We start from the raw sequence: 21,999 nt of genomic DNA, 5'->3' as shown, positions 1-21,999 counted from the left end.
GCCAACCCATGAATTAGTAGTTAATGACCATTTTGCCAAGTTGATTACGGGCGGCTGCGGTGATGATCGCCTTGCCTAGTTGTTCTTCAACGCCTAATGCCTTTAGGTTGTTGAGGATTTCATTGTTGACCGCTTTACGGTGTTCAATGTTTTGCTGTCTTGCCAGTTCTTCTTGGCGTTTAGCTTCTTCTTCCGCTTTGGCTTGTGCTTCCTGTCTCGCTTTTTCTTGCTCAGCCAGTTCAGCTTGGCGTTTGATTTCGGCTTCTTTTCGCTGTTGCTCAGCAATTAGAGCTTGCTTCTCTTCTTCTGCTTTACGCTCGATTGCGGCTTTCTCTTCTTGGGCTTTACGCTCAGCGGCTTCAAGTTCTGCCTTTGCTTTGGCTTCAGCCTCGGCTTTGGCTTTCTCTTGAGCTTCAAGGGCGATTTGGTTTTCTCGAATTACTCGCTTGCGATCTTCTTCTTCGGCTGCTCTTCTCTGGTTGTCTATTTCTACAATGGCACCAGTGGCAAGTAAGCTAAGCTTTTCTAAGACTTCAGCTTTAAGTTTTTGAGCATCTTCTTGACGTTCTCCAAAGCTTTCATCAACGACTTCTTCTTCAATAGCTTCAATTACGCTTTTGATTAGAGTCACTTTTTCATGTAGAGGAGTCGTTGCTAGCGCTTCAACGGCTGCGCTGTATTCTTCATTGAAGTAGTCAACTCGTGCTTGCAGCTCTTCGGCAATACGTTTTTGCTCTTCTTCCCACTGGGTGAGTGGCTTGCGAACTTGGTCACGCAACTCATTACAGCTATTGACGAACTCACGAAGATTCGTTTCTACGATTTTTGGTTGAGCTTTCAGTTGTTTTAGGTATTCACGACCTGGTGCTTCAACGGCTTTTTTGCTGCTTGCGACTTTTGCAGCTAATGAAGCGATACGCTTACGGCCTTTTAGTGTGGTTAGATCTGGCACTTCGTTAGCGGCTTCGGCTTTGATGTAGTCGAAATATGGTTGTAGACCTTGCTCGGCTAGATACACCATTTCGCCTTGCTTTGGGGTGAGCTCTTCAATGGCTACGGGCAGTTGTGCTGTCATGGTTAACGTCCTCTATTCAAAATATGTTGTTTTGCTAGATTGCGGCTTGAGAAGGTTATCTCTTTGTTGCCGTCAATCGCTTTGCATTCGTGAATGCTTCGTTGTCCTTGATAGTCAAATGACATTTTGATGTTGTGAGCTGAAGCAAGGCACTTCAGCTCGTACTGGCTTGGGTTCACTCAATGACCTCGCCAGTCTCTTGATCCACTTTTTGGATCTTCTTTTTCATGCTTAGGTATGACTTACCCAATATTTCTTTTTGCTCAAGCGTGATCATTGGTGGGGCTGCTTGAAAAGCATTTGCTATCGCTTGAGCAACTTCGTCAAGTTCATTCATTGAAGAACAATCAAGCAATGACGCAGCAAGTTGGTCATATTTGTCTGTTGAAACTTCTTGAACCTGACCTTCGATTGGTTTTGCCTTTTTAAGCACGTTGTTTAGCTTTGAGTTTTGTGGCTGCTCAGTTTGCGGAGTAATGTCTTTAGCCGCTACGCCTTGAAGTTCGTCAGGGGTGTAAACACCCATTAGAACGTCTGGGGTGTAAAGCCTTACCCAACGCTTAACAGCTAAGTAAGCTAATTGCTGCTTAGGATCACTCGCCCAAAGAGTCGAATTACGAACTTGAGCTTGAGTCAGTAACAATTCCAAGTATGTAGGATCTTCATCCCCGTCAATCGTTGCCCATACTCGAACACCTAAACCTTGCTCGTCCTGTGGCTTCCATGCTGGTGCTTGATATGGCTTACCGCTTTTGCCTTGGCGAGTTTCAAATTTACCGACAACCTTTTCCCATGCTCCAAACCATTCATATTTAAAGCGTCCTTTAATGGCTCGGCTTGAAGAAACTACAGCATTAACTAGCTGTGCTTCATAGCCTAGGGTGCCATTGACCAGGTGAGTCTTTTGCGCAACTGCAAATGGGTTCATTTGCCATTGTGCCGCTTGCATGATAACTGCCATACAGTCAGAAGGGTTACCCTGTAAATGAGTTGGTAGAGTGCTTTTACCGCCAGCCATAAAGTTGGCTAGGTTGCTCATTTGGGTCATAGCTTCAACACTGAAAATCATATCAGTGGTGTTCGTCATGCCGTGTTGCATTGCTGGTTGCTGGTTTCCAATTGGTAGCTCTTGAACGTTGTTCATGCTGCATACTCCATGTTGTTGTCTTGTTCATCATTGATAAGCTGCTCAGCTTCTAACGCTTCCAGCTCGGCTTTTTCGAAGTTGTTGAGTTCAACGGTTACGGCTTCTTCGGTGTACGAAGGCCAGTAGCCAGAATCCATACATTGTTTTAGCTCGGTGAGTGCCTTACGGTACTTGAGATAACCTAGGCGCTTAGTTTGCTCATCTAGTATCACTGGTGCGGTGATAACAAACGGGCGGCTTGATTCGACTACCAAGAATACGAACTCTGTGACCTGTGCTATGTCTGAATACATGGCATCTTGTATGTGATAGCCAAGCTTTTTAGCGTCATAGCCAAATTTGTTAGGCGCTGCATTGGCGGCACTTTTTAGATCGACAATTAATTCGTCAATCATGTAGTCAGGGCGGCATTTGATAATCAAGCCTGTTTCAGCGTCACGAATAAAGATACTGACTTCAGCTTTACCGCCAGAGGTGAGGGCTTTGGCAGTGTGGTTACTTTCTACTGAGCGAGTGAGATAAACCATATCTTCAAACTGATCGGCAGTAAGGACGGTTTTGCCCATTTCATCAGCTTGAGCTTTGAACTCTTTCCACTTGTTACCGTTTCGAACTTTAATGTCGCTAGGCTGCTTGATGTATGAGCTTTCAAATAGATGCGGCTCTAACATTGTGGTGTGGATCGCCTTACCCATATCGAAGTATTTCTTCTCAGCGACAGGGATGATGCAATCAACATACTTAGCTTTGTACTTTTGAGGGCATTCGATAAACAGCTTTAGCTTGCTTGAGCTTACGCCTTGTACCTGGTGATAAATATCATCACTTAGGTTGTCGATAACTAAGCGTTCGCCTACTTTTAGCGCATCTAAACGCTGGTTTAGAGTTTCAACCGACCAGACAGGTTGTAAAAAATCTGCAAACGGATCTAAACTGGTTTCCTCAGCTTCTTCCTGTGCGACTTCCTCTTTGCTTGCCGGCTGGTGAGGTTCGCAGGTTGAAGCTTCCACTTCTTCGACTTTTACTTCCGCTTCAATTTCAGCAATAACGACTTGCTTACGAAATTTGTTACGTGGATAACCATCAGAAGCAAGCAGGTTTTCACCTTCGGTTTGCGCCTGCGCTTTGGTTTCCGCTTGTATGCGGTAGGTCATAGCAAATACGTCCCTTGCTGATGCCATTGGGTTAAAAGTTACTTTGAACAACTTCATGCTGCGTTCTCCATATCTTGTTGTGCTAGCTTTGGGGCTAGCTTGTCTGCAATGCGTATGATTGCTTTATCAATCAATACCGTCATTGGGTTGAGCTTTGAGCCATCGATGTAGGCGTATTTCACAACTAAGTGAGCATCGACTAGGATTTCTTCGATAATGCTATCTAGGCTGTGTCCTTCTACTTCACGACCTTCTTCTAGCTCGCTTACAATCCAGTCGGCTTTCGCCTCGATGTAATCCTCTGACGGCTTTTGCGTCATTCCTACGACAACTTTGCTGGCTAGCATGTTGGCAACTTGCTCAGGGCTGTTAAACATGAGCTAACTCCTTTTGCTTTGGGGTAACTTCTAGCGCTACTACATTGGCCAAATGTTTCTGGTGTGTCTTACGTGCAACTTTGATTTCACCTTGTGCATTTACACGTAACGAGAATTGTTTGCACAGATCGCCAGTGAATTGACAAAAATAGGTGTCAAAATGTTTAGATGGGGCAGGAACACCCTTTAAATATTTGTCGAGTTCTGTTATTTTTGCCTGTACATTTATACAGTGCATTAGGTTCGCACTTTTAGATATAAGGCAAGCAAATCTAAGATTAAGAAGTAATATCGCCTCTTCCTTCTCTTTGTTGGTTTCTGCTTTAAGTTTTAACATTCTGTTTTACTCCGTATGTCTAACGCTAAAATTGAAACGTTCCGAAACAATGGGAAACACAAATACAAGTAATTCTTGTAATACAAGATACAAGTAAAACAGAAAAAAGCAAGTAAAACTTGTATATTTTTTTTAGTAATTTTATTATTGATTGGAAATCTGAGGTCGATGTGACCTCTTTTATTCGTTTAATAGCCTTTTAGGGAAAAGAAGTTTATGAATAAAACAAGTGAAAGCTGCAAAACCAATGAAGATCTAGAGCAACTTGATCAAGATGCTGGTAATTTGAGCCAAAATCTGGACAATGGCGACGGCATTGAGCCACCTTCAGTTCAGGCTGATAATGGTGATGGTATCGAGCCGCCAAAGTCAGAGCGCTAATAGTTACGTTATTTATACCGCCTTCTTTTTGAGGGCGGTTTTTCTTTAGGTAGATTATGTTGACAATTGAGTTACTTAAATATGTTGGTCTAGCTGTTGAAATATCAGTAGTGAGCTTGTTGTTGGTTCACCTGGTGAAGTGGAAAGGGGTCAGCTCTGAATTTCTAGCAGTCTTGTGCTTTTTGATTGTTCAATCTTTAAATTTAGCAATTAGACCGTTCATCATTGATGTGATTTCACCAATTGATAAAGATATCGGTAGGCTCTCATATTACATGGGGTTTGCTTTTATCAATTTGGTTGCGGTGTTTATTTTAACCGAACTTCACGATCTACTGGGTGTAATCAAAGGGGCTTGCTCTGTATTTGTAACAAGAGCTTTGCAAGCGATGGCCTTGACGCAAGTTATTCGGTTGGTTGATCGCCAGATGGGTGTTGATTATTTGGGTGATTTTTATAGCTATGGTATTCCGAGCGTTAACATAGCAATCATAATGGTGTGTTCTTTTTACACTCTAAGAAGTAAAGCTGTGAAATAACGGCTGTAAGTATGAAAGGGAGTTTGTGTGTACTATTTATTTTTAATCGCTATTGTTTTGGTCTGGCTTTATTTCTTTGTTTTCGTAAATAGAAAAGTTAACGTATCGAGTAAATGCGCTGGAGATACAGATTGCGCATTAGAAACTAAGATTGCAGCAAATGCTGTGAAGCAATACAGAATGAAACAACTTCACCCTGACGACTTTGATCCTGCTGCGTTCGATAAACTGAATGATGAGCGTGATGTATTGGTTGAGGATTATCTTGGAATGGTTGATACCGTTGAAGATGAACAAGGGACTAAGAACGTGCTTTCATTTGCGAAGTTTATTAACGGTTGATTTGAACCAAGCTAGAACCAAGCTAGAGCGAAGCGGCTCTAGCTTTTTGATGTGTTACTTACCTAAATACTTCCCTATCGCTACGTTTCCATTTTCTTTGTTGATCAAACGGTAAAACCCTTGAGCTGGCAATTCAACAACGGAAATTCTGTCTATTGGTAGCCAAAGCATACTTTCAATATTATCTTCAATTTTCCAGATAGAACCGTCCTCAAGAATGATTACTTTACCTTGAGAATTGTTTTCTTTAATCCAATGCTCAATCCCCACGCCTGTGTACATATCTTTATATGAATAACTAATGGGTTTAGTTACGTGTGTAGTTTTTGCTGTAGTCTGACTCTCTTTTCTTACTTTCTCGACAACGGCTAAGAATCTCTCTCTGGTAGGTAAATTGCCATATTTAGGATCGTTGGCTAACTTGTTATCAATTTCCATTGCTCTTTCCCAGAGCTTACCGTCCTCTTGATACCATTGGTAAAGCTCTGGTATAGACTTAACGATATCCTTAACACTTGATTCTTCATTGACTTTAGTAGAAGTGGCTGGGCGTTTACTTTCTTTTTCGTCAAAGGAGTGCCATTTTTTTACCCAGCCTTGAACGTGTAGACAGTTTTCGAACACCTGATTTTGTGCGCTTTTAGCTTCATTGTAAGCTGTGTAGTCGCAATGAGGCTGAGAATAATATCCCTGACAAAAGCCACTCATTAATGGACCAGCATTATTACAAGTGGTTGGTGCGCTTTGCTGGACGCATGAAGGTGGTGGTAGTGGGATTTTTAAAGCTTCGTTCTGGCATTTAGCTTTAATGATTTGAAAAGTTTGATTGACCTGCCCAGGAGATACTTCACCCTTATCTAGCTGATTATATAGGCTTGGCTTTTCCCATAGCCATTTACCTGTTGGCTCAGGTGTGGAGTTACATGCAGATAAAAAAATAATTGGAAGTGTTATCCATAATCTTTTCATTTTCATTCCTTAAAAAAAAGCCCACATTAAAGTGGGCGATTGGTATTTGTTTGCCTTATCCTGTGGCTGAGTCGGTAGACTCATTTTCATCTTCATTTGGATTAAGGCCGTATTCTTCATATAGCTTAGATAAAAACAAGTCGTTTAAGATACTCATTGTTATCTCGCTTCTGCCAAAAGAAATCCACCCCATACTTATTGCAGTTTGCAGCATACGGGAATGAGCGCTAGCAATTTGAGTTTTGAACTCGTCTGATGTGATCAGTTTTATCGAGTTATCAATATTCTCATTACTAGAGATCCCCAAGCCGAACTGTAACCAGTTTGGAGTTGTTTTTAACACAGAGGCCAATCTGCGCATGCGTGATGCCCTCGGGGTCGTTTTCCCTGATTCCCACTGCTGAACAGACTGAAAAGAGATTTCCATTAACCTACCAAGTTCCTCTTGGCTCAGGTTTAACTTCTCCCTTGCAGCTCTTATGCGCTGACCTATCAAAATCTTATCTTCCATATTCTAAATGGTACAAGTATTACTTTATTATGCACCACAAGAAAAACTTGTCAATCTTGAATTAATGTGCAAGTATTTGTGGCAATACAAGAAAAACTTGCATTAGGTAATTCATGGAGATAAACAATTTACGGGAGTTAATCCCTGCGCACATTACGCAAGTTGATATTGCTGAGTCTTGCAATGTCAGTCAACAAGCCGTTTCTCAATGGTTTACATCTAATGTTGTTCCTGCCAATAGAGCGCAAATCGTTCACAAACTTACTGGTGTTCCTTTGCAGAAGTTAAACCCTGCTGTGTTTTGTGTTCAAGGTGGCAAGTGATGAACGACCTAGAAGTGATCAGAAGAAAGCTGCAAGCGTTACTTGGTGAACGCAAGCTGAGAGCTTTTGCGAAGAAACATGAATTATGTCACTCGCAAATACACCGTGTCGCAGTTGGCGAAATTAAAAGCCCTTCATACGAAGCAATTTTAAAAATTAAAACTGCTTTTGATAAGGAGGCTGCATGAGCGACAACGCAGATATAGCAGCTGATCTACAAGAGCAGCACATTAAAGCGGCTTTATCGAGCCGTGACACTTCACCAAAACTGAAATTCACAGGGTATTGCCACAACTGCGAGGAATCTTTGAAAGAAGGTGAGCGCTTTTGTGATGCCGATTGTCGTGATGACTTTGAGCAACGCCAGAGGATGAAACATGGAACAGTTAAGTGTTAATTCGTGTTTAACAGAAACACCAGAAGAAAAAAAAGAATTTGAGCGCATTGAGCGTGAGCAGAATAGCCGTGTAACTAAAGAGCTGGAATGCCCTGACCGTGAGGTTGCCGTTGACACTATGGTTGCTAATGCCACTTGGGGCAGAACTTCAACGGCTAGCGTTCGTGAACTTTGCTCAAGACTTTATGACGCTGGTTATCGCTTTCAAATAGAGGCAGTTTCAAGATGAGTATGATGTTAATGGTGAAAGCCATGCAACTAAAAGTGGGTAGCCCAATTAGAAAGTTGGTATTGCTCAAGCTTGCAGATCAAGCAAATGACCACGGTGAATGCTGGCCTTCATATCAGCATATTGCCGATCATTGTGAGACCTCTAAGCGCTCAGTAATGAATCATGTGAAGGTGCTAGAAGAATCTGGCTTGCTTCGTCGTGAGTATCGAAAAGGGGAAAAAGGGAATTCATCTAATGTCTATCATTTGACTTTGGACAATCAGAAACCTAGTGAAAATAATTCACTACCCCTAGTGAACGATATTCACCACCCTAGTGCAAATGGTTCACTACCTAGTGAATCTCCTTCACTACCCCCTAGTGAATCTCCTTCACCCAGAACCAGTCACTCTTTTGAACCAGTCAATGAACCAGTAAAAGAACCTAAAGAGATTAAGCGCAAAACTTCGAAAAAATCTCAAAAACTGGATTTCTCGAAATGGCCATCAATGCCAAGCAAGCAAGTCTTTGATGATTGGAACGCAATGCGCAAAGACGAGCATCGAGTTAAGTCACTTTCTCAAACCGTTGTTAATCGACTGGCTAAAGAGCTCACTCAATGCGCAAACGCTGGCTACTCAATGGATGACGTTTTCGGCTTAGGGACTTTGAAAGGCTGGCGAGGCTTGGAATACCAGTGGGTAGTGAATTACTACGCCAATGCTCAGCAGCCAAAGCATGGATTTAATCAGCCTAACCACGTTGCACCCAAAGGTAGCCAGTTCGCACCACCACCGGGTCACAAGTTTCACAAAGGAGCAGCAGCATGATCAGTATTCAGCGAATCGTCAATGCAAGACCAAGTGCAAAGCCTGTTAAGCAGTATTCACTTGAGGATCTTGAAGCACTTAGAGAGCAAGATGCGCAAAAGCTTTCATCCGAATGTGTAGCGCACAAGAAAAAAACTCGCTCTGAATCGGCAATAGGCCGTAGTGGGATTTTACCTAAGTACCAGGGTTGCAGTTTTGATAATTTTATTTGCAATGCAGCAGGTAAGCAGAAAGTTGTTAAGTCGGCACTAGACTGGGTTGAGTCGCAAACAAGGCAAGAATCATCTGGTGGTTTTATTTTTGCTGGCATGCATGGCACAGGTAAAAACCACTTAGCTAGCGCAATAGCCAATCTGTACATCGAGGACAATCAAACCGCAGTGATCATAACGGTTTCTGATCTGATGGTTAGATTACGTGATACCTACCGTGATGATTCAAGTGAAACGGAAGATGGTTTTATTCGCAAACTGGCCAATGTTGACTTGTTAGTGATTGACGAAGTTGGAGTGCAGCGAAACACCGTCAACGAGCAAGTTACTCTAAGTACTCTGATAAACGCTAGAGACGCAAACAATAAGCCTACAGGCGTTTTAACCAACTTAGATTTTAACGGCCTGATCAAAACTATGGGCGAACGTTCAGTTGACAGAATTTTATCGGGTGTTGGCATTTGGCTTACTTTCGATTGGGGCAGCTTCCGAACATCAGGAGTGAACCATGCAGTGTAAGAACTCTAGTAGCGCACCTGTATGTAGAGAGTGGTGCTGTGATTCTTGCGCTTCTGAAATTTTTGTTCCAGTTGATTATGAACCTAGCTATTGCTGCTCTGGTGCAGAGAATCAGTGTGGTTGCATGGGAAAGCCGATAAATCCAGCTTTCTGCAATGTTTGCAAAGATAAATTTTGTGGAGTTCAAGTCATGCCTAGACAGAAGAAAACCGCTAAGCAATGCCTTGTTGAAATCCTAACAGGCAATCGTTTCTTAGCGTTGCATGAAATCAGAGCCGAATGCATTAGTCGCTTTGATTCTCACCATAGCGAAGCGGCTTTGTCTGCAAGATGGCGTGAGATTCACAGCCCGTTCAAAGAAAAGCGTAGACGTAAAAACTCACAAGCTTTCGAGTACCGAATCAAAGAGGCGGCTTGATATGGGAATGCTTGCAAAGGAACTGCCAGAAGATGCACCAAGCATTTTTGATTTTATTAGTGAGCCAAGTAACGAACCAGAAGTTAAAAGGCTCAAGTTTGATAAAAGCGTACAAGACATTAAGCCAAAGCGTAGTTATCCGCTTCACTGGTATGCAAGAGGCGGTAACTCAGATAAGCGTTTTGTAATGCAAAGAATGAGCGTGATACCGAAAGAGTTAAAACACCAGGTATCAATTGAATATGAAAAATTAATTCATTCGAAAGGGCGCAAAGCAGCGAATTTTTATTTGAATGATGCAGCAACGATGTATCGATAGGGGCAGCAATGACAACTAAAAACAAATCAACAATGCAATCTATTTCAGCTACAGGCGAATTGATTGTTGCAGGTCTGCGAGTTAATCAAGAGGCGCTACAGAGCAAAGCGATTGACCCAAGCAATGCGTTAGTCGAATTGAATAAAGCTTGTGCTGTGATGATGGAGAAAACAGACGTTGAAGCAGAAGTTAGAAATGCTTTGATGTTTGCGGGAACTTGCATTCTTCAGCAGACGCAGCAATTGAAAGAGATTTGCAGCACACAGCAGCCGACCACGGCGGTAAAACCTGAAATTGACGAAGATTCTGCAACTAATGGCTGAGTTAGCTTTAGTCAAAAGTGCGGGAGGGTTATTACTTCCGTTAAGCGCAAATGACGAAGAGATGATTCGTGAGAAGGTAAAGCTTGGTGAAGTTATCAAGTGTGAGTTTAAGCGAAGCAGAAACCCAAAGTTTCATAGGAAGTTCTTCGCATTGCTCAATTTAGGTTTTGAATATTTTGAACCGCAGCCAGTTGAATACAGAGGGCAGCAAGTTACACCAGAAAAGAACTTTGACGAGTTTAGAAAATGGGTAACGGTTCAAGCCGGTTACTTTGAGATTGTTGGTTATCCAGATGGCACAGTAAGACTAAGAGCTAAATCAATTAGTTTTGCGAATATGGAAGATATTGAGTTCGGCGAGCTCTATCAGAAAGTCATCACGGTTTTAATGAGTAATGCGTTAAGCATATTCAAAACGCCCGAAGAAGTGGAACACGCAGTTAACCAACTATTAAATGGATTTGCTTAGATGAAAGTAGTACGCAGTAACAAGATTAGAAACAGTGCCAAAGGGCAAAGTTGCACAGTTCGATTGGTTGGAATCTGTAATCACAACAGCGAAACGGTGGTGTTTGCCCACGTAGGCAGACACAAGGGAACAGCGATCAAGTGCGGTGATAACTTTGGGGTTTACGCTTGTTCAAGTTGTCATGACGAGATTGACAGAAGAACTAGACACATGGCAGCGCATGAAGTTTGGGGCGATTTACTCGATGCACTCGAAGAAACGCAGCAGAAGTTATTTGATAAGGGATTGTTGAAAGCAGAATGACGTTATCACTAAGCGCAGAACAGTACCGATTATTAAGTGGGGGCAACCCCAAACCGAAAGCCACAAGAACAACTGCAGATAAAGCAAGTGTTAAATCTCAGGTTATCGAACTGAAAAAGAAAGTGGCTCTTAATTTATTGGGCCTTCCTGACTACGAACAGGAATACAAGTTTCACGATATTAGAAGATGGAGATTGGATTACGCATGGCCACAAATCAAAGTCGCTTTAGAGGTGCATGGTGGAGTGCATACAAACGGAAGGCACAACAGAGGCAAAGGCTTTACCGAAGATAGAGTAAAAATGAACACGGCAGCACTGGAAGGCTGGCTAATTATCGAAGCGACTACTGAGCAAGTAAAAAATGGATTAATGCGTCAGTGGGTAGAGTTAGCGATACAGAAACGGAGTTAATTACTTATGAATCCAGCCCGTGTTCTTTCAAAAATGTCACCAAAGACAATCAACTATAAGTCTGGTGGTAGCGGAACGGCAAATGTAGACGATGTTATTGATTGGAGGGTAGCGGCGCACTCACTAAAAGGTTTATCGCCTGAAATCACCAATTGGGCGTTTTATCGCTTCGGTGGCCACGATGAAAAATTAGAGAAAGTGGTCAAGGCATTAATGGCCTACGCAAATATCTTCGTAAAGATGAATAAGAGCAAAATCAAGCTTGAAACCATTGAAGGCATCGTTCGTATGACGGTTGCTGAGTTTACGCAGCCTGTTTGTCTGACTTGCGAAGGCACAGGGTGCATCAAGCTCAAGCCAGAAGATGAAGTTATCTGCGGAACTTGTTACGGCAACGGCAGAAAGCTTATGAGTAAGCGTCATAAGTGCAAAGTGGTTGGGATTGACCACAAGAGCTATACCGATAAGCATGACGGCCTTTCGAGAATGATTAGTAAGTTATTGGGCGATTGGGAAACCAAGATTTTTAAAAATGTTTATTCGATGATGGAGGATGGAGAAACTGCGCAGTAAGTTCTGCGCAAGAATTTTACGTAAATTGGGTGAATGTGAGCAGGTTTAACAGATTAAGTGTAAGCGGGTTTTAAATGAAAGTGTCTGATTATATTGGGAAATTATTTAAGGGTGGTAGTGAGTTGCGCAATACTGCGCACAGTGCGCAATCTAACTGCGCAAATGATGAGAATGCGCAAGCTAGCGGTCAAGGTGGTGAGGTTTTGCCAACTTTTAAAACCCGTAGTGAACGGTTTGTTGATGTTTTGACTTGGCAGTTCGGTGATATTCTTTTTAGGCCAGAACTCATGAAGCCTAAAGATATCGACCTACTTATTGCTGAAATCAAGTATAAGTATTGTGATTACCCTGAGTGTGAAAAGGAAGAGGAAGCTGTTAGAGATGCTTACATTGCATTACTTGAGAGGATGAAAGCCGATTATGTGGAGGTTGCAACATGAAAGTAAACGTACTCCAAGTTGAAGGTGCAACATTCAGAAGCAAGCTTTCATGGTGGTCGAACTGGGTTGATGTGGCGGTTTTTAATCACGGCTCTCATGGTTACTTGCTTCAAATGAGTATGAGTCGAAATAATAAGAAACGATTCCGTGACATTGAAATGACAACCCATGCAACGCAGGTTGAGAGTGTGGGCAATTTAATGCCGATGAGTGATGGCGCACAAGTAAACACTTAACCGCTAATTTTCAAAACTCAAAACAATCACATTTGCAAACCTCCCAAAATTGTAGTTAAATTATCCATGTTGAAGAAATCCGCACACTAACCTGTAGCGGATTTTTTTGTTTCTACGCTTACACGTTACTGCATACGCACCCAAAGCCCTGACTTTAACCGGTCGGGGCTTTTTATTTGGAGATTTGACAATGCCGAGATTTGGAAAGACTTCTGATAATCGCTTAGATACTTGTCATATAGATTTGCAATTAATCTTCAAAGAAGTGGTTAAGCGTTATGACTGCTCTATTTTTTGCGGTCATCGAGGGAAAGCAGAACAACAAGAGGCATTCAATAGCGGTAACTCACAATTGCAGTTTCCGAACTCCAAACACAACTTGCTTCCATCTATGGCGGTTGATGCTGGTCCTTATTTCAAAGAACTCAAGAATACAAGCTGGGAAGATGCTTGTGCTTTTGCTTTGTTCGCTGGATATGTAAAACGTGTTTCCGAGGAATTGCTAGAGCGTGGAATAATTAAACATCGTCTACGTTGGGGCGGTGATTGGGATAGTGACGGTAGAACTTTAGACGAGAGTTTTAAAGATTATCCGCACTTTGAACTGATACCGGCTTAACTGGGGCGATTATGAGTTTTTTATCTAAAATAGGTGATTTCTTTAGCGGTGGCTTAGGCTCTGCGATTGTTGATGGTGTGAAAGACTATTTTCCTCCGTCTATGTCTGAGCAAGAGAAAGCCAATCTTTCACTAGCTATTCAGACTCAAGCAGATAAGAAAGCGCTTGAAGGCCAGAAGCTAACTAATGAAGCTCAGAAAGAGTTTAACAGGCGCATTGAAGTGCTTGAAGGTAGTGCGGCAGATTTAAAGTCTTTACCTATTGTCGGTAGCTTGATTATCTTTTTGCGCGGTTGCCAAAGACCAGTTTGGGGATTCGCTACGCTTTACATGGATTTATGTTGGTTTTCGGGAGAGTACACCGGACTGACAGCACAGCAAGAATCAGCTTTGTGGGTTATCAATATCCTGGTGCTTATCTTCCTGTTTGGTGAGAGAGCATTTAAAAACGCCGCACCTATCATTGAGCGATTAATCAAAGCCAAGTTAGGGATAGGAAATAAGTAATGCCTGAAAGTAGTGCTTCAATTTTAAAGCAGCTCGTAGAAGCTGGGCTAGGCTATGTGTGGTTAGTTGTTCTAGCCATTTGGGGCGGCACTGTTAACTACCTTACCCGCAGAAAGAAAGATAAGTCCATGCCATTTAGCGTTATTGAGCTGCTAGGTGAGTGGGTTATTAGCGCCTTCGCAGGCGTGTTAACTGCTTTCATCTGCCAAGAAATGGGAATGTCTTATATGTTTACCTGTGCTATGGCGGGCATTGCTGGTCACATGGGCGGTCGAGCTATCTTCATGCTTGAGCTTTGGGTGCAAAAGCGCATAGGCATTTCAAGTGATAAATAATGGCTTCGAATTGGGCAGAATTACAAACAAGATTCCTGATTGAGCATGAAAAGACAGGGATTAGTGCTAAAGACTGGTGTGCGTTAAATGGTTTAAATTATCAGACCGCTAGACGTTACATTAAAAACACCAAAGCCTCTGACGATCAAAAAGCTAAAGCGAGTTCGTCAGTATCAGTTAAAAAATCACAAAGAGCTAACGACAAGAAGAATAAAAACGGCTCTGGTGAGAAAATGATTAAAAGACCTAGCATGGTCGGCAATCAAAATGGTCGCAAACATGGCGGCTATTCAAAGTATTTTAAAGATCCTTCTATCGAGGAGCTGGTTGAAGCAACCACACTCGAAGATGAATTAAGTCTTTGTCGTTCTCGTATTCACGATGTTATTGAAGTCATTAAAAAGCTTCAAGAGCAAGCAACGCAATCAACTAAGCCTGAAATCACAGCAAGCATTGCTGATTCTTTGATGAAAGCTGAGATTGTGCTTGAAAAGAATATTGCAAGAGTTGAGTCAATCAACCGCACAATATCAAGCATTGCAGTCGATAAAGAACGTAGAGAACACATTATTGCTGATAGAGAACGTGTGGCTAACACAGCTCGTTTGGCTAATGTGAACTCGACTAAAAGTATTATGCAAACTGAGTTACTTGAGCTGCAAATAGCGAAAGAGCGCAAAGAGCAGGGCGGCACTAGCAAGCTTGATAACTTCATTGATGAGCTAACCAATGCTGATGGTGACGTTGATTTGGTAGTAGCTGAATGAAACCTAGTACAGCTAAATATGATGAGTCCACTTGGTTAACACCAGAGGAACGGCTAGAGCTTCGCAAAGACGATGCAGAGCTTCTAAAGCGTTCTCATAAGTATCTTGATTGTTGGTGGTGGCGAATCAATAACCTTTACATCATCGCTGATGAAAAAGGTAACGAGGTGCTTTTTAGGTGTAGACCAGCGCAAACACTTCTGTTTTGTGTGATGTGGTTCTTAAACATCATCTTGAAAGCTCGTCAGTTAGGGTTTAGCACTGCGATTCAGGTTTTCATTCTCGATCATGCGCTGTTCAATAACAACCGTAAGTGTGGTGTTATCGCTCAGGGCAAGGACGAAGCAGGGGCTATTTTTAGTTCTAAAATTCTTTATCCGTATGAACGACTACCAAGTTGGTTAAAAACGGGGAAGAGAGCCGTTGAGAGCAAAACAAGCGCAGCTATTTACTTCAAGAACGAAAGCTCTATTCGTGTTGCTGTTTCATTTCGCTCAGGAACGCTGCAAGTTTTACACGTTTCTGAATATGGCAAGATATGTTCTCAATATCCGCTTAGGGCTGATGAAGTTCAATCAGGCTCGTTAAACGCTGTTCACAAAGGCTCATTTATATTCATTGAGTCAACGGCAGAAGGCGCAGCGGGTAACTTCTTTGAAATGTCCGTTGAGGCCATGGAGTTGCTAGAGTCGGGCATTAATTTGACTCACCATGATTTTAAGTTTCATTTTTATCCTTGGTATGACGATCCGAAGTATGTAGCTCATGTTCCTGCAAGTGGGCTAAAACTCACCAAGGCACAAGATAAGTATTTTAAATCGGTCGAGCTTGCAATGAGCATTACGCTCACTGACGAGCAAAAGAACTGGTACATACACAAAGAACGCAGCCAGAAAGGGAAGATGAAACAAGAGTTTCCATCTACACCAATGGAAGCGTTTTTAACTTCCGGCCGTAAAGTATTTGATGCTGATGACTTAATGAGAGCCGAGGGCAGATGCTCTAAGCCGTTAATTGTGTACGACATTGAGCCGTACAGCGGGAAAAGAACCAAGGTTAACAGTAAGGTCGATTTAAGCGTGACCTCTGCTGACAAGCTCACACAGAACGCAAGTGGTTATCTTCTGGTTTGGGAACTGCCCGATCCTGATGAAGATTATGCTATCGGCGGTGACGTTGCAGAAGGTCTTGAACATGGCGATAGAAGCTCGTTTGATGTTGTGGCTAAGTCTGACGGTCGGCAAGTGGCTCACTGGTTTGGTCATATCGATACAAAGCGATTCGCTCATATCATTAAGCATGTTGGGCTTTGGTATTCAAAGGCGTTTGTGGGTATCGAGCGAAACAACCACGGTCACGCAGTCTTGCAAGAGTTTGTTGATATTTACCCGACAAGCCGTATTTACAAAGAAGAATATATTGATCGTGAAGATACGGATGAAGAAACAGCAAAAGTCGGTTGGCATACTTCTGCGCAATCTAAGCCAATTTTAAAGCAAGGCTTAGAAGATTTACTTGCAAATGATTCAGATGGTATCGCTTGGAAAGGCACGACTGGTGAGCTGAATATATTTGTTTACGATAAAAAGGGGCGCATGGGCGCTCAATCTGGCGGTTTTGACGATCAGGTAATGAGTTACATGATTGCACAGGAAATGAGAGCAAGAATGCCGAAGCGCAGAAAGATAGATAACAACATCGAACACCATAGCGGCAAAGATTGGAAGGAAGTCTAACCAAATGACAGATCATGTTTCGCACAAAGAAGGGCTAACGCTCCATAAGCTGTCTGCATTAATGGGGTCTATTGACTCGCAACCAGACTGGCGAACCCCTGCGGCTAAAGCGTGTGCGTACTATGACGGCGATCAACTTACTAGTGGCATGAAAGATACATTAGCTAAACGTGGTCAGCCTGATGTTGTTCATAACATGATTGGTCCTACTATTGATGGCGTGCTAGGTATGGAAGCACGTACCCGTTCTGATTTGATGGTTTCAGCCGATGATGAGCAAGGCGAAGAATTAGCACAAGCGATTAACGAAAAGTTTAAAGATGCTTGGCGGTTAGCTAATGCGGATCGTGCATGTTCTGATGCTTATGCGTCACAACTTAAAGCTGGCATTGGATGGGTTGAAGTTACCCGTAATCCTATTCCTTTTGCTGCGCCTTATCGTGTGCGCTTCGTTCGTAGACAAAAAGTGTGGTGGGATTGGTACTCTGAAGAAGCGGATAAGAGCGATAGTAGCTGGAAAGTATTTAAAGAGTGGATTGATATTGATAAAGCTATCTCTACGTTTCCCGATCACAAAGATGTGATTGAGCAATCCGTTAACCGTTGGGAAGACTTTGCAGAAACAACCGACTTTGGTGATGAAGATCCGCATTTAAGCTCTGCTTGGAGCAATGAGCAAAGTTGGACAAGAGAGCAATCAGAATGGTTAGACACTGAAAGGCATCGAATTTTACTACAGGTCGTGTATTACAAAACTTGGGTGAGAAAGCACATCATCAAAATGTCAGATGGTCGTGTGATTGAGTTTGATGAGAAAAACCCTGTTCATGTTGCAGCGGTAGAAAGTGGCAAGGTTGAAATTGAAAGCGCTGCATTTCCTAAGTTGCGTGAAGCTTGGTTTGTTGGCTTACATCGAATAATCGACCGTCCATGTTTATCACCAGATGGTAAAGACAACTTAATTGCTTTTGTTGGCTATCAAAAAGATTCAAGCGGTGAGCCATACGGACTGATTAGCCGAATGATACCCGCTCAAGACGGTATTAACATGCGTGTTATTCGTCTTAACTTCTTATTGCAAGCTAGGCGAATTATTGCGGATCAAGATGCAACAAACCTTTCAGTAGAAAAGCTGAAAGAAGAAGTTGAAAAACCTGATGGTTACATACCGCTAAACCCTGAGCGTAAAAACAAAGGCAATGTTGCTGATGCTTTTAATGTTCAGAATGATATCGGCATTGCAGCGCAGCAATTTAGCTTGATGCAAAACGACATTAAGCTTATCCAAGATTGTGCGGGCGTTTATGGCTCAATGTTAGGTCAGGACAGTAATGCTACTTCTGGTGTTGCCATTGCGAACTTGGTTGAGCAAGGCACAACAACACTTGCTGAGATTAACGACAACTTCCATTACTCACGTAATAAAGTCGCTGAAACGCTCATGGCTTTCATTATTGAAGATATGGCAAAGCAAGATAATCAGGAAGTGACGGTAAATCGCAAAGATAAATCCAAACGCAAAGTCATAGGCGTGAATGTCATTGATGAAGCAACAGGTAAGCGTAACAATGATGTTACTCGCTGGCGTGGACACATTGCCTTAATGCCACAACCTGCAACACCGACTTATCGACAACAACAAGCTACGTTATTAACTCAAGCAATGGCTAAGCTGCCAGAGCAAGCGCAATCTGCTGTTATTCCTATGCTGGTTGAGTTGATGGACTTACCGAATAAAGAAGAATTTTTACAAACTATTCGTCAAGCCATGAACATTCCTAAAAATCCTGAAGATATGACGGAAGAAGAACAGGCCGCAGCTCAACAGCAACAGCAAGAAGCGCAGCAAATGAAGCAAATGCAAATGCAAGAACTGCAAACCAATATGGAAAGGGCGGTTCTTGAGAATGAGCAAATGAAAGCGAAAATTGCTGAGCTTCAAAAGAAAGCAGAAACCGAAGATGTTAAGGACGACAAGCTTAGGGCAGAAGTTGAGAGCATTCTGGTTGATATCCAGAAGAAGCAAGCCGAGTTAGCAGGTATTAAGACTGACGTTTCAAACAACATTCAACAACAACTTGATTCTATACAGGTGGCGTAATGCAAGAGAAAGAAAATTTCACTATTGATGATATCCCAGCGGAACACAAAGAGCAGATTGAAGCAATCGCTAAGGTTTGTCATGAAGTAAATCGAGCGCAGTGCATCCCTTATGGTGAAAAGCACTTATCTTGGGAGCTTGCACCTAAATGGCAAAGAGACTCCGCAATCTTAGGAGTCTGCTTTCATATCTTTAACCCTGATGCCAGTGCAAGTGCTACACATGAGAGCTGGATGGCTCAAAAATTAGCTGATGGTTGGTCTTATGGTCCAGTTAAAAACGCTAAGAAGAAAACGCATCATTGCATTGTTCCTTTCTCTGATCTTCCAAAAGAACAACAGGCAAAAGACCATATATTCAAAACGATAGTGCATCAACTTCTGGTTGACCACCAAGGTGGCTAGTTATGGGTATTAAAGCAATCTTAACCGTATTACTGGGCGCATTGAGCGCCCTTTTTTATGGGCAACCGACAATACCGGCTAATGGTGTCGTTACGCCAGTGAACACCAGACGTAAAGAAAAGAACCGCAATGGCATTGACTTTAAATACGTTGATTGTGGGTTCGTTTCGTTGAGGTTACGCAAACCTTACCAATTCCCAAATAGATAGACCTTACCCGTTACAACAAAGCCGCTTCATTCGAGGCGGTTTTTTTGTGCCTGGTGAAAACCTAGCGCAGTTCGCATGGGCAGCGACACGCCTGAATTTAACACCTCGGAACCATCCGATAACTGGTAACTGGAGAAACAAGTGGACGTAAATGATTTTGACGAAGTTCTTGAATCTGGCGATGAAGCTGCAATTGAAGCTGCATTAGAAGAAATGGGCGTAGAGGAAGCTATTGTTGGCGAATCCTCAGAAGAAGCACCTGTTGAAACTGATGTGACAGAAGCGGTTGCTGATGAACCAGAGCAAGGCGGTAACGCTCAAGTTGCAGAGCAAGAAAACACTGAAACAGACGTAAAACCAGAAACGGAGTCGTCAACCGCTAGTGAAGAAAGCAAAGTTAACTACATTGAGCAAGACGGTAAATTATTCGTTGAAGCAACGGACGTTAAGTCTAAAAACGGTCAACACAGCTTACCTTATGACGTAGTTCAGTCTGCGCGTGAAAAAGAGCAGTTAGCCCGCCAAGAACGTGATCAACTCGCAAAAGAGAAAGCCGAGCTTGAGCAGCAACTTAACGAGCTTAACCGAGTTAAAGATTTACATACCGAACAATTGAAAGATGCAGGGCTTGACCCTAAGAAGCTTCCTGAACAGATGCTTCAAGATCCTGATTTTGTTAATCGTCTAAAAGCAGACTATCCCGATGCTGGTGAGGCTATTGCAGCACTGAATGCACAGGTCGAGCAGTTGAAAGAGTCTTTAGGCTCACAGCAACAGCAAGCTCATACACCTGAGCCGCAAGCACCTGACGAGTTTAATTCTGCATTTAATCAAACCGCACACTTGAAAGACTGGCATGAAAACGATGTAGACCGCTTTGAAATGGCGCAAACCATCGACAAGAAGCTGTCTGATGATCCAGCGTTTGCAGATAAACCTTATTCAGTACGTTTTGCCGAAGTTGAAAGGCGCACAAAGTTAGCGTTTGGAGAAGCGTTGCCACAACAACAGCCAATCCAGACACAAACACCAGCGGCTAAGACTGAAAGCAAATTACCTACTGGATCACCTTTACCCAATTCCCCTAATGATATTTCTGGCAGTGGCACAGTCACTAGCTCTCATGCACACCTTTTGGAAAGTGACGCAGATACGCTCACTGGTCAAATGCAAGGTATGTCGCAAGAGGCTATTGAGTCGCTACTTGAAGATGTATCAGACCTAATTTAAGGATTTTTAAAGATGGCTGTTACTAAAGCTCAGGCGGCTAAAGTATTTGGTTCCGCACTATTTACTCACGCTAACCGTCAAAACACGTTCGTTAATATGCTAACGGGCAAAGCTCCACAACAAGCAATGCGCAAAAAGAACAACGGTAAAGACCAGACCGAAGCTGGTGCACCAGTTGTTCGTATTACCGATTTATCAAAACAAGCTGGAACCACCGTTGAGCTTGATTTGTTCCATGATTTAGTTGGTTTGCCAACGATGGGCGATCAACGCCTTGAAGGTCGTGGTGAAGATTTGACTAAGACTGAGTTCGAACTTGAGATTGATCAAGGTCGTAAGATGGTTGAATCTGGCGGCAAAATGCAACAAAAGCGTACCAAGCATAACTTGTTAAGCACTGGTAAAACGCTGATGCAAGACTTTTTTGGTCGCTATCAAGACGAACAAGCCATGTACCACCTAGCGGGTGCTCGTGGTTTCTATCAAGCTGATGACATCATCATGCCGCTTGAATCTCATCATGAATTCAAAAAGTTGATGGTGAATGAAGTTACGCCTCCAACGTACGATCGCCACTTGTTTGGTGGTGACGCAACAAGCTTTGAAGGCATCGATTCAGCGGATATTTTAACGCTTGATAAAATTGACGATATCGCACTGTCTCTGGAAGAAATGGTTAATCCAATTCGTCCTGTTCGTTTTGAAGATGACAAAATGGCAGGTGAGAACCCATTCCATGTGTTATTTGTCACACCTCGTCAGTGGGCTGACTTCCGAGCTTCAATGTCGGATAAGCAAGCGTTACAGCTCCAAGCGGCAGCATCAACTCGTAGGCAAGGCTTTAATCACCAAATCTTTAGCGGTGATTGCTTTATGTGGCGCAACATTCTTATCCGTCAGTATAAAAAGCCGGTTCGTTTCTACGCTGGTAATACGGTTACGGTTTCAGAAAACAACGACAAAGCAACAACTCGTCAAGTTACTGCTAGCACAACTATTGATCGTGCGATTTTGCTAGGCGGTCAAGCATTGGCGAGTGCTTATGGTGCAACTGCAAGTGGCGCTCAGTTCAATATGATGACTAAGAAAGTCGATTACGAGAACTCTACCGATATCGTAATGCAGTGGATGAACGGATTAAAGAAGATCCGCTTCGAAAGTCGTACTGGTCGTGTTAATGACTTTGGTGTTTTGAACCTTGATACAGCTATTACTCAGTAATTAGCTTGGTTGATGGTTAATTGAGGCGGCTTAGGCCGTCTTTTCTGTTTGTA

General features: G+C 42.7%; 36 protein-coding genes. 28 read left to right on the top strand and 8 right to left on the bottom strand.

From position 1 onward, the window contains the following. Positions 1-13: 13 nt before the first annotated feature. From JQC92_RS02510 to JQC92_RS02485, 6 genes are read right to left on the bottom strand one after another with little or no spacing between them, the layout of a single operon-like run. On the bottom strand, positions 14-1,075 hold the full coding sequence (locus tag JQC92_RS02510) for a coiled-coil domain-containing protein (RefSeq protein WP_204998167.1): 1,062 nt from the start codon (positions 1,073-1,075) through the stop codon (positions 14-16). Between the two features lie 2 nt (positions 1,076-1,077). Further along, entirely contained in the window at positions 1,078-1,254 is a 177-nt protein-coding gene (locus tag JQC92_RS02505) for a hypothetical protein (protein ID WP_204998166.1), read from the bottom strand. After that, on the bottom strand, positions 1,251-2,219 hold the full coding sequence (locus JQC92_RS02500) for a RecT family recombinase (protein ID WP_239480294.1): 969 nt from the start codon (positions 2,217-2,219) through the stop codon (positions 1,251-1,253). The genes JQC92_RS02505 and JQC92_RS02500 overlap by 4 nt, the downstream gene beginning before the upstream one ends. After that, the gene (locus tag JQC92_RS02495; RefSeq protein WP_204998165.1) at positions 2,216-3,433 is read right to left on the bottom strand and encodes a PD-(D/E)XK nuclease-like domain-containing protein; all 1,218 of its coding nucleotides are present in this window, start codon (positions 3,431-3,433) and stop codon (positions 2,216-2,218) included. Before JQC92_RS02495 ends, JQC92_RS02500 begins: the two co-directional genes overlap by 4 nt. Beyond that, the gene (locus JQC92_RS02490) at positions 3,430-3,753 is read right to left on the bottom strand and encodes a hypothetical protein (RefSeq protein WP_204998164.1); all 324 of its coding nucleotides are present in this window, start codon (positions 3,751-3,753) and stop codon (positions 3,430-3,432) included. The genes JQC92_RS02495 and JQC92_RS02490 overlap by 4 nt, the downstream gene beginning before the upstream one ends. Then, positions 3,746-4,090 carry a hypothetical protein gene (locus JQC92_RS02485; protein ID WP_204998163.1) on the bottom strand — a complete coding sequence of 115 codons (345 nt, stop codon included), beginning with the start codon at positions 4,088-4,090 and terminating at the stop codon, positions 3,746-3,748. The genes JQC92_RS02490 and JQC92_RS02485 overlap by 8 nt, the downstream gene beginning before the upstream one ends. Before the next feature lie 216 nt (positions 4,091-4,306). Between JQC92_RS02485 and JQC92_RS02480 the strand changes: the two genes are divergently transcribed. From JQC92_RS02480 to JQC92_RS02470, 3 genes are read left to right on the top strand one after another with little or no spacing between them, the layout of a single operon-like run. Continuing rightward, the gene (locus tag JQC92_RS02480; protein WP_204998162.1) at positions 4,307-4,471 is read left to right on the top strand and encodes a hypothetical protein; all 165 of its coding nucleotides are present in this window, start codon (positions 4,307-4,309) and stop codon (positions 4,469-4,471) included. A 59-nt stretch (positions 4,472-4,530) separates the two neighbouring features. Then, on the top strand, positions 4,531-5,010 hold the full coding sequence (locus JQC92_RS02475; protein ID WP_204998161.1) for a hypothetical protein: 480 nt from the start codon (positions 4,531-4,533) through the stop codon (positions 5,008-5,010). Between the two features lie 27 nt (positions 5,011-5,037). Next, a complete protein-coding gene (locus JQC92_RS02470; RefSeq protein WP_204998160.1) occupies positions 5,038-5,352 on the top strand; it encodes a hypothetical protein in 315 nt (104 codons plus the stop codon). A gap of 54 nt (positions 5,353-5,406) precedes the next feature. Here the strand turns inward: JQC92_RS02470 and JQC92_RS02465 are convergent, their stop codons facing one another. Both JQC92_RS02465 and JQC92_RS02460 read right to left on the bottom strand, forming a co-directional pair. After that, entirely contained in the window at positions 5,407-6,321 is a 915-nt protein-coding gene (locus JQC92_RS02465) for a hypothetical protein (RefSeq protein ID WP_204998159.1), read from the bottom strand. A 55-nt stretch (positions 6,322-6,376) separates the two neighbouring features. After that, positions 6,377-6,832 (bottom strand): helix-turn-helix domain-containing protein, encoded by a 456-nt coding sequence (locus JQC92_RS02460; protein WP_204998158.1) that lies wholly within the window; start codon positions 6,830-6,832, stop codon positions 6,377-6,379. Between the two features lie 113 nt (positions 6,833-6,945). Here JQC92_RS02460 and JQC92_RS02455 point away from each other — a divergent pair, with 113 nt between their 5' ends. The 25 genes from JQC92_RS02455 (at position 6,946) to JQC92_RS02335 (ending at position 21,946) form a co-directional block, all read left to right on the top strand. Beyond that, positions 6,946-7,155 (top strand): helix-turn-helix domain-containing protein, encoded by a 210-nt coding sequence (locus tag JQC92_RS02455; protein WP_204998157.1) that lies wholly within the window; start codon positions 6,946-6,948, stop codon positions 7,153-7,155. Next, positions 7,155-7,343: a hypothetical protein gene (locus JQC92_RS02450; protein ID WP_204998156.1), complete on the top strand. Its 189-nt coding sequence runs from the start codon at positions 7,155-7,157 to the stop codon at positions 7,341-7,343. Before JQC92_RS02455 ends, JQC92_RS02450 begins: the two co-directional genes overlap by 1 nt. Next, complete coding sequence (locus JQC92_RS02445) at positions 7,340-7,552, top strand: DUF2116 family Zn-ribbon domain-containing protein (RefSeq protein ID WP_204998155.1); 213 nt, start codon at positions 7,340-7,342, stop codon at positions 7,550-7,552. Before JQC92_RS02450 ends, JQC92_RS02445 begins: the two co-directional genes overlap by 4 nt. Next, positions 7,533-7,781 (top strand): hypothetical protein, encoded by a 249-nt coding sequence (locus JQC92_RS02440; protein ID WP_204998154.1) that lies wholly within the window; start codon positions 7,533-7,535, stop codon positions 7,779-7,781. The genes JQC92_RS02445 and JQC92_RS02440 overlap by 20 nt, the downstream gene beginning before the upstream one ends. Then, positions 7,778-8,593, top strand: a complete 816-nt coding sequence (locus JQC92_RS02435; RefSeq protein ID WP_204998153.1) for a helix-turn-helix domain-containing protein — start codon at positions 7,778-7,780, stop codon at positions 8,591-8,593. The genes JQC92_RS02440 and JQC92_RS02435 overlap by 4 nt, the downstream gene beginning before the upstream one ends. Further along, positions 8,590-9,324, top strand: coding sequence for an ATP-binding protein (locus JQC92_RS02430; protein WP_204998152.1), 735 nt, complete (start codon positions 8,590-8,592; stop codon positions 9,322-9,324). The genes JQC92_RS02435 and JQC92_RS02430 overlap by 4 nt, the downstream gene beginning before the upstream one ends. Continuing rightward, the gene (locus JQC92_RS02425) at positions 9,314-9,742 is read left to right on the top strand and encodes a hypothetical protein (protein ID WP_204998151.1); all 429 of its coding nucleotides are present in this window, start codon (positions 9,314-9,316) and stop codon (positions 9,740-9,742) included. The genes JQC92_RS02430 and JQC92_RS02425 overlap by 11 nt, the downstream gene beginning before the upstream one ends. A 1-nt stretch (position 9,743) precedes the next feature. Beyond that, a complete protein-coding gene (locus JQC92_RS02420; protein WP_204998150.1) occupies positions 9,744-10,061 on the top strand; it encodes a hypothetical protein in 318 nt (105 codons plus the stop codon). A gap of 8 nt (positions 10,062-10,069) precedes the next feature. Beyond that, positions 10,070-10,384: a hypothetical protein gene (locus JQC92_RS02415; protein WP_204998149.1), complete on the top strand. Its 315-nt coding sequence runs from the start codon at positions 10,070-10,072 to the stop codon at positions 10,382-10,384. Continuing rightward, positions 10,377-10,853: a DUF1367 family protein gene (locus tag JQC92_RS02410; RefSeq protein ID WP_204998148.1), complete on the top strand. Its 477-nt coding sequence runs from the start codon at positions 10,377-10,379 to the stop codon at positions 10,851-10,853. The genes JQC92_RS02415 and JQC92_RS02410 overlap by 8 nt, the downstream gene beginning before the upstream one ends. After that, positions 10,854-11,156, top strand: a complete 303-nt coding sequence (locus JQC92_RS02405; protein ID WP_204998147.1) for a nuclease domain-containing protein — start codon at positions 10,854-10,856, stop codon at positions 11,154-11,156. It begins immediately after the preceding gene. Continuing rightward, on the top strand, positions 11,153-11,569 hold the full coding sequence (locus JQC92_RS02400; RefSeq protein ID WP_204998146.1) for a hypothetical protein: 417 nt from the start codon (positions 11,153-11,155) through the stop codon (positions 11,567-11,569). Before JQC92_RS02405 ends, JQC92_RS02400 begins: the two co-directional genes overlap by 4 nt. 6 nt (positions 11,570-11,575) lie before the next feature. Continuing rightward, entirely contained in the window at positions 11,576-12,142 is a 567-nt protein-coding gene (locus tag JQC92_RS02395) for a hypothetical protein (protein WP_204998145.1), read from the top strand. A gap of 74 nt (positions 12,143-12,216) precedes the next feature. Next, positions 12,217-12,582, top strand: coding sequence for a hypothetical protein (locus tag JQC92_RS02390; RefSeq protein ID WP_204998144.1), 366 nt, complete (start codon positions 12,217-12,219; stop codon positions 12,580-12,582). Continuing rightward, positions 12,579-12,818, top strand: coding sequence for a hypothetical protein (locus JQC92_RS02385; protein WP_204998143.1), 240 nt, complete (start codon positions 12,579-12,581; stop codon positions 12,816-12,818). Before JQC92_RS02390 ends, JQC92_RS02385 begins: the two co-directional genes overlap by 4 nt. Before the next feature lie 190 nt (positions 12,819-13,008). Continuing rightward, positions 13,009-13,437, top strand: a complete 429-nt coding sequence (locus JQC92_RS02380) for a M15 family metallopeptidase (RefSeq protein WP_204998142.1) — start codon at positions 13,009-13,011, stop codon at positions 13,435-13,437. Positions 13,438-13,448: 11 nt separating this feature from the next. Further along, entirely contained in the window at positions 13,449-13,943 is a 495-nt protein-coding gene (locus tag JQC92_RS02375; RefSeq protein ID WP_204998141.1) for a hypothetical protein, read from the top strand. Beyond that, complete coding sequence (locus tag JQC92_RS02370; RefSeq protein ID WP_204998140.1) at positions 13,943-14,278, top strand: phage holin family protein; 336 nt, start codon at positions 13,943-13,945, stop codon at positions 14,276-14,278. The genes JQC92_RS02375 and JQC92_RS02370 overlap by 1 nt, the downstream gene beginning before the upstream one ends. Next, positions 14,278-15,045: a hypothetical protein gene (locus tag JQC92_RS02365; RefSeq protein WP_204998139.1), complete on the top strand. Its 768-nt coding sequence runs from the start codon at positions 14,278-14,280 to the stop codon at positions 15,043-15,045. Before JQC92_RS02370 ends, JQC92_RS02365 begins: the two co-directional genes overlap by 1 nt. Continuing rightward, on the top strand, positions 15,042-16,781 hold the full coding sequence (locus tag JQC92_RS02360) for a terminase large subunit (protein WP_204998138.1): 1,740 nt from the start codon (positions 15,042-15,044) through the stop codon (positions 16,779-16,781). Before JQC92_RS02365 ends, JQC92_RS02360 begins: the two co-directional genes overlap by 4 nt. A gap of 4 nt (positions 16,782-16,785) precedes the next feature. Next, positions 16,786-18,882, top strand: coding sequence for a portal protein (locus tag JQC92_RS02355; protein WP_204998137.1), 2,097 nt, complete (start codon positions 16,786-16,788; stop codon positions 18,880-18,882). Then, complete coding sequence (locus tag JQC92_RS02350; RefSeq protein ID WP_204998136.1) at positions 18,882-19,286, top strand: RyR domain-containing protein; 405 nt, start codon at positions 18,882-18,884, stop codon at positions 19,284-19,286. The genes JQC92_RS02355 and JQC92_RS02350 overlap by 1 nt, the downstream gene beginning before the upstream one ends. A gap of 2 nt (positions 19,287-19,288) precedes the next feature. Then, on the top strand, positions 19,289-19,495 hold the full coding sequence (locus JQC92_RS02345) for a hypothetical protein (protein WP_204998135.1): 207 nt from the start codon (positions 19,289-19,291) through the stop codon (positions 19,493-19,495). A 141-nt stretch (positions 19,496-19,636) separates the two neighbouring features. Then, positions 19,637-20,725, top strand: a complete 1,089-nt coding sequence (locus JQC92_RS02340) for a hypothetical protein (protein WP_204998134.1) — start codon at positions 19,637-19,639, stop codon at positions 20,723-20,725. A 12-nt stretch (positions 20,726-20,737) separates the two neighbouring features. After that, complete coding sequence (locus JQC92_RS02335) at positions 20,738-21,946, top strand: N4-gp56 family major capsid protein (RefSeq protein WP_204998133.1); 1,209 nt, start codon at positions 20,738-20,740, stop codon at positions 21,944-21,946. Positions 21,947-21,999: the final 53 nt, after the last annotated feature.

This window comes from Parashewanella hymeniacidonis, from assembly GCF_016900895.1.
Lineage (GTDB): Bacteria > Pseudomonadota > Gammaproteobacteria > Enterobacterales > Shewanellaceae > Parashewanella > Parashewanella hymeniacidonis.
This window is presented reverse-complemented; position numbering and strand designations above follow the sequence as displayed.

Excerpts from the sequence above, each read along its gene's own strand:
- JQC92_RS02400 (WP_204998146.1), top strand. The coding sequence starts at position 11,153 with ATGACGTTATCACTAAGCGCAGAACAGTACCGATTATTAAGTGGGGGC.
- JQC92_RS02485 (WP_204998163.1), bottom strand. The coding sequence starts at position 4,090 with ATGTTAAAACTTAAAGCAGAAACCAACAAAGAGAAGGAAGAGGCGATA.
- JQC92_RS02460 (WP_204998158.1), bottom strand. The coding sequence starts at position 6,832 with ATGGAAGATAAGATTTTGATAGGTCAGCGCATAAGAGCTGCAAGGGAG.
- JQC92_RS02500 (WP_239480294.1), bottom strand. The coding sequence starts at position 2,219 with ATGAACAACGTTCAAGAGCTACCAATTGGAAACCAGCAACCAGCAATG.
- JQC92_RS02450 (WP_204998156.1), top strand. The coding sequence starts at position 7,155 with ATGAACGACCTAGAAGTGATCAGAAGAAAGCTGCAAGCGTTACTTGGT.
- JQC92_RS02380 (WP_204998142.1), top strand. The coding sequence starts at position 13,009 with ATGCCGAGATTTGGAAAGACTTCTGATAATCGCTTAGATACTTGTCAT.
- JQC92_RS02430 (WP_204998152.1), top strand. The coding sequence starts at position 8,590 with ATGATCAGTATTCAGCGAATCGTCAATGCAAGACCAAGTGCAAAGCCT.
- JQC92_RS02495 (WP_204998165.1), bottom strand. The coding sequence starts at position 3,433 with ATGAAGTTGTTCAAAGTAACTTTTAACCCAATGGCATCAGCAAGGGAC.
- JQC92_RS02335 (WP_204998133.1), top strand. The coding sequence starts at position 20,738 with ATGGCTGTTACTAAAGCTCAGGCGGCTAAAGTATTTGGTTCCGCACTA.
- JQC92_RS02440 (WP_204998154.1), top strand. The coding sequence starts at position 7,533 with ATGGAACAGTTAAGTGTTAATTCGTGTTTAACAGAAACACCAGAAGAA.
- JQC92_RS02465 (WP_204998159.1), bottom strand. The coding sequence starts at position 6,321 with ATGAAAAGATTATGGATAACACTTCCAATTATTTTTTTATCTGCATGT.
- JQC92_RS02480 (WP_204998162.1), top strand. The coding sequence starts at position 4,307 with ATGAATAAAACAAGTGAAAGCTGCAAAACCAATGAAGATCTAGAGCAA.
- JQC92_RS02365 (WP_204998139.1), top strand. The coding sequence starts at position 14,278 with ATGGCTTCGAATTGGGCAGAATTACAAACAAGATTCCTGATTGAGCAT.
- JQC92_RS02455 (WP_204998157.1), top strand. The coding sequence starts at position 6,946 with ATGGAGATAAACAATTTACGGGAGTTAATCCCTGCGCACATTACGCAA.
- JQC92_RS02410 (WP_204998148.1), top strand. The coding sequence starts at position 10,377 with ATGGCTGAGTTAGCTTTAGTCAAAAGTGCGGGAGGGTTATTACTTCCG.
- JQC92_RS02445 (WP_204998155.1), top strand. The coding sequence starts at position 7,340 with ATGAGCGACAACGCAGATATAGCAGCTGATCTACAAGAGCAGCACATT.
- JQC92_RS02420 (WP_204998150.1), top strand. The coding sequence starts at position 9,744 with ATGGGAATGCTTGCAAAGGAACTGCCAGAAGATGCACCAAGCATTTTT.
- JQC92_RS02435 (WP_204998153.1), top strand. The coding sequence starts at position 7,778 with ATGAGTATGATGTTAATGGTGAAAGCCATGCAACTAAAAGTGGGTAGC.
- JQC92_RS02395 (WP_204998145.1), top strand. The coding sequence starts at position 11,576 with ATGAATCCAGCCCGTGTTCTTTCAAAAATGTCACCAAAGACAATCAAC.
- JQC92_RS02350 (WP_204998136.1), top strand. The coding sequence starts at position 18,882 with ATGCAAGAGAAAGAAAATTTCACTATTGATGATATCCCAGCGGAACAC.
- JQC92_RS02415 (WP_204998149.1), top strand. The coding sequence starts at position 10,070 with ATGACAACTAAAAACAAATCAACAATGCAATCTATTTCAGCTACAGGC.
- JQC92_RS02385 (WP_204998143.1), top strand. The coding sequence starts at position 12,579 with ATGAAAGTAAACGTACTCCAAGTTGAAGGTGCAACATTCAGAAGCAAG.
- JQC92_RS02375 (WP_204998141.1), top strand. The coding sequence starts at position 13,449 with ATGAGTTTTTTATCTAAAATAGGTGATTTCTTTAGCGGTGGCTTAGGC.
- JQC92_RS02425 (WP_204998151.1), top strand. The coding sequence starts at position 9,314 with ATGCAGTGTAAGAACTCTAGTAGCGCACCTGTATGTAGAGAGTGGTGC.
- JQC92_RS02405 (WP_204998147.1), top strand. The coding sequence starts at position 10,854 with ATGAAAGTAGTACGCAGTAACAAGATTAGAAACAGTGCCAAAGGGCAA.
- JQC92_RS02490 (WP_204998164.1), bottom strand. The coding sequence starts at position 3,753 with ATGTTTAACAGCCCTGAGCAAGTTGCCAACATGCTAGCCAGCAAAGTT.
- JQC92_RS02370 (WP_204998140.1), top strand. The coding sequence starts at position 13,943 with ATGCCTGAAAGTAGTGCTTCAATTTTAAAGCAGCTCGTAGAAGCTGGG.
- JQC92_RS02345 (WP_204998135.1), top strand. The coding sequence starts at position 19,289 with ATGGGTATTAAAGCAATCTTAACCGTATTACTGGGCGCATTGAGCGCC.
- JQC92_RS02360 (WP_204998138.1), top strand. The coding sequence starts at position 15,042 with ATGAAACCTAGTACAGCTAAATATGATGAGTCCACTTGGTTAACACCA.
- JQC92_RS02510 (WP_204998167.1), bottom strand. The coding sequence starts at position 1,075 with ATGACAGCACAACTGCCCGTAGCCATTGAAGAGCTCACCCCAAAGCAA.
- JQC92_RS02390 (WP_204998144.1), top strand. The coding sequence starts at position 12,217 with ATGAAAGTGTCTGATTATATTGGGAAATTATTTAAGGGTGGTAGTGAG.
- JQC92_RS02355 (WP_204998137.1), top strand. The coding sequence starts at position 16,786 with ATGACAGATCATGTTTCGCACAAAGAAGGGCTAACGCTCCATAAGCTG.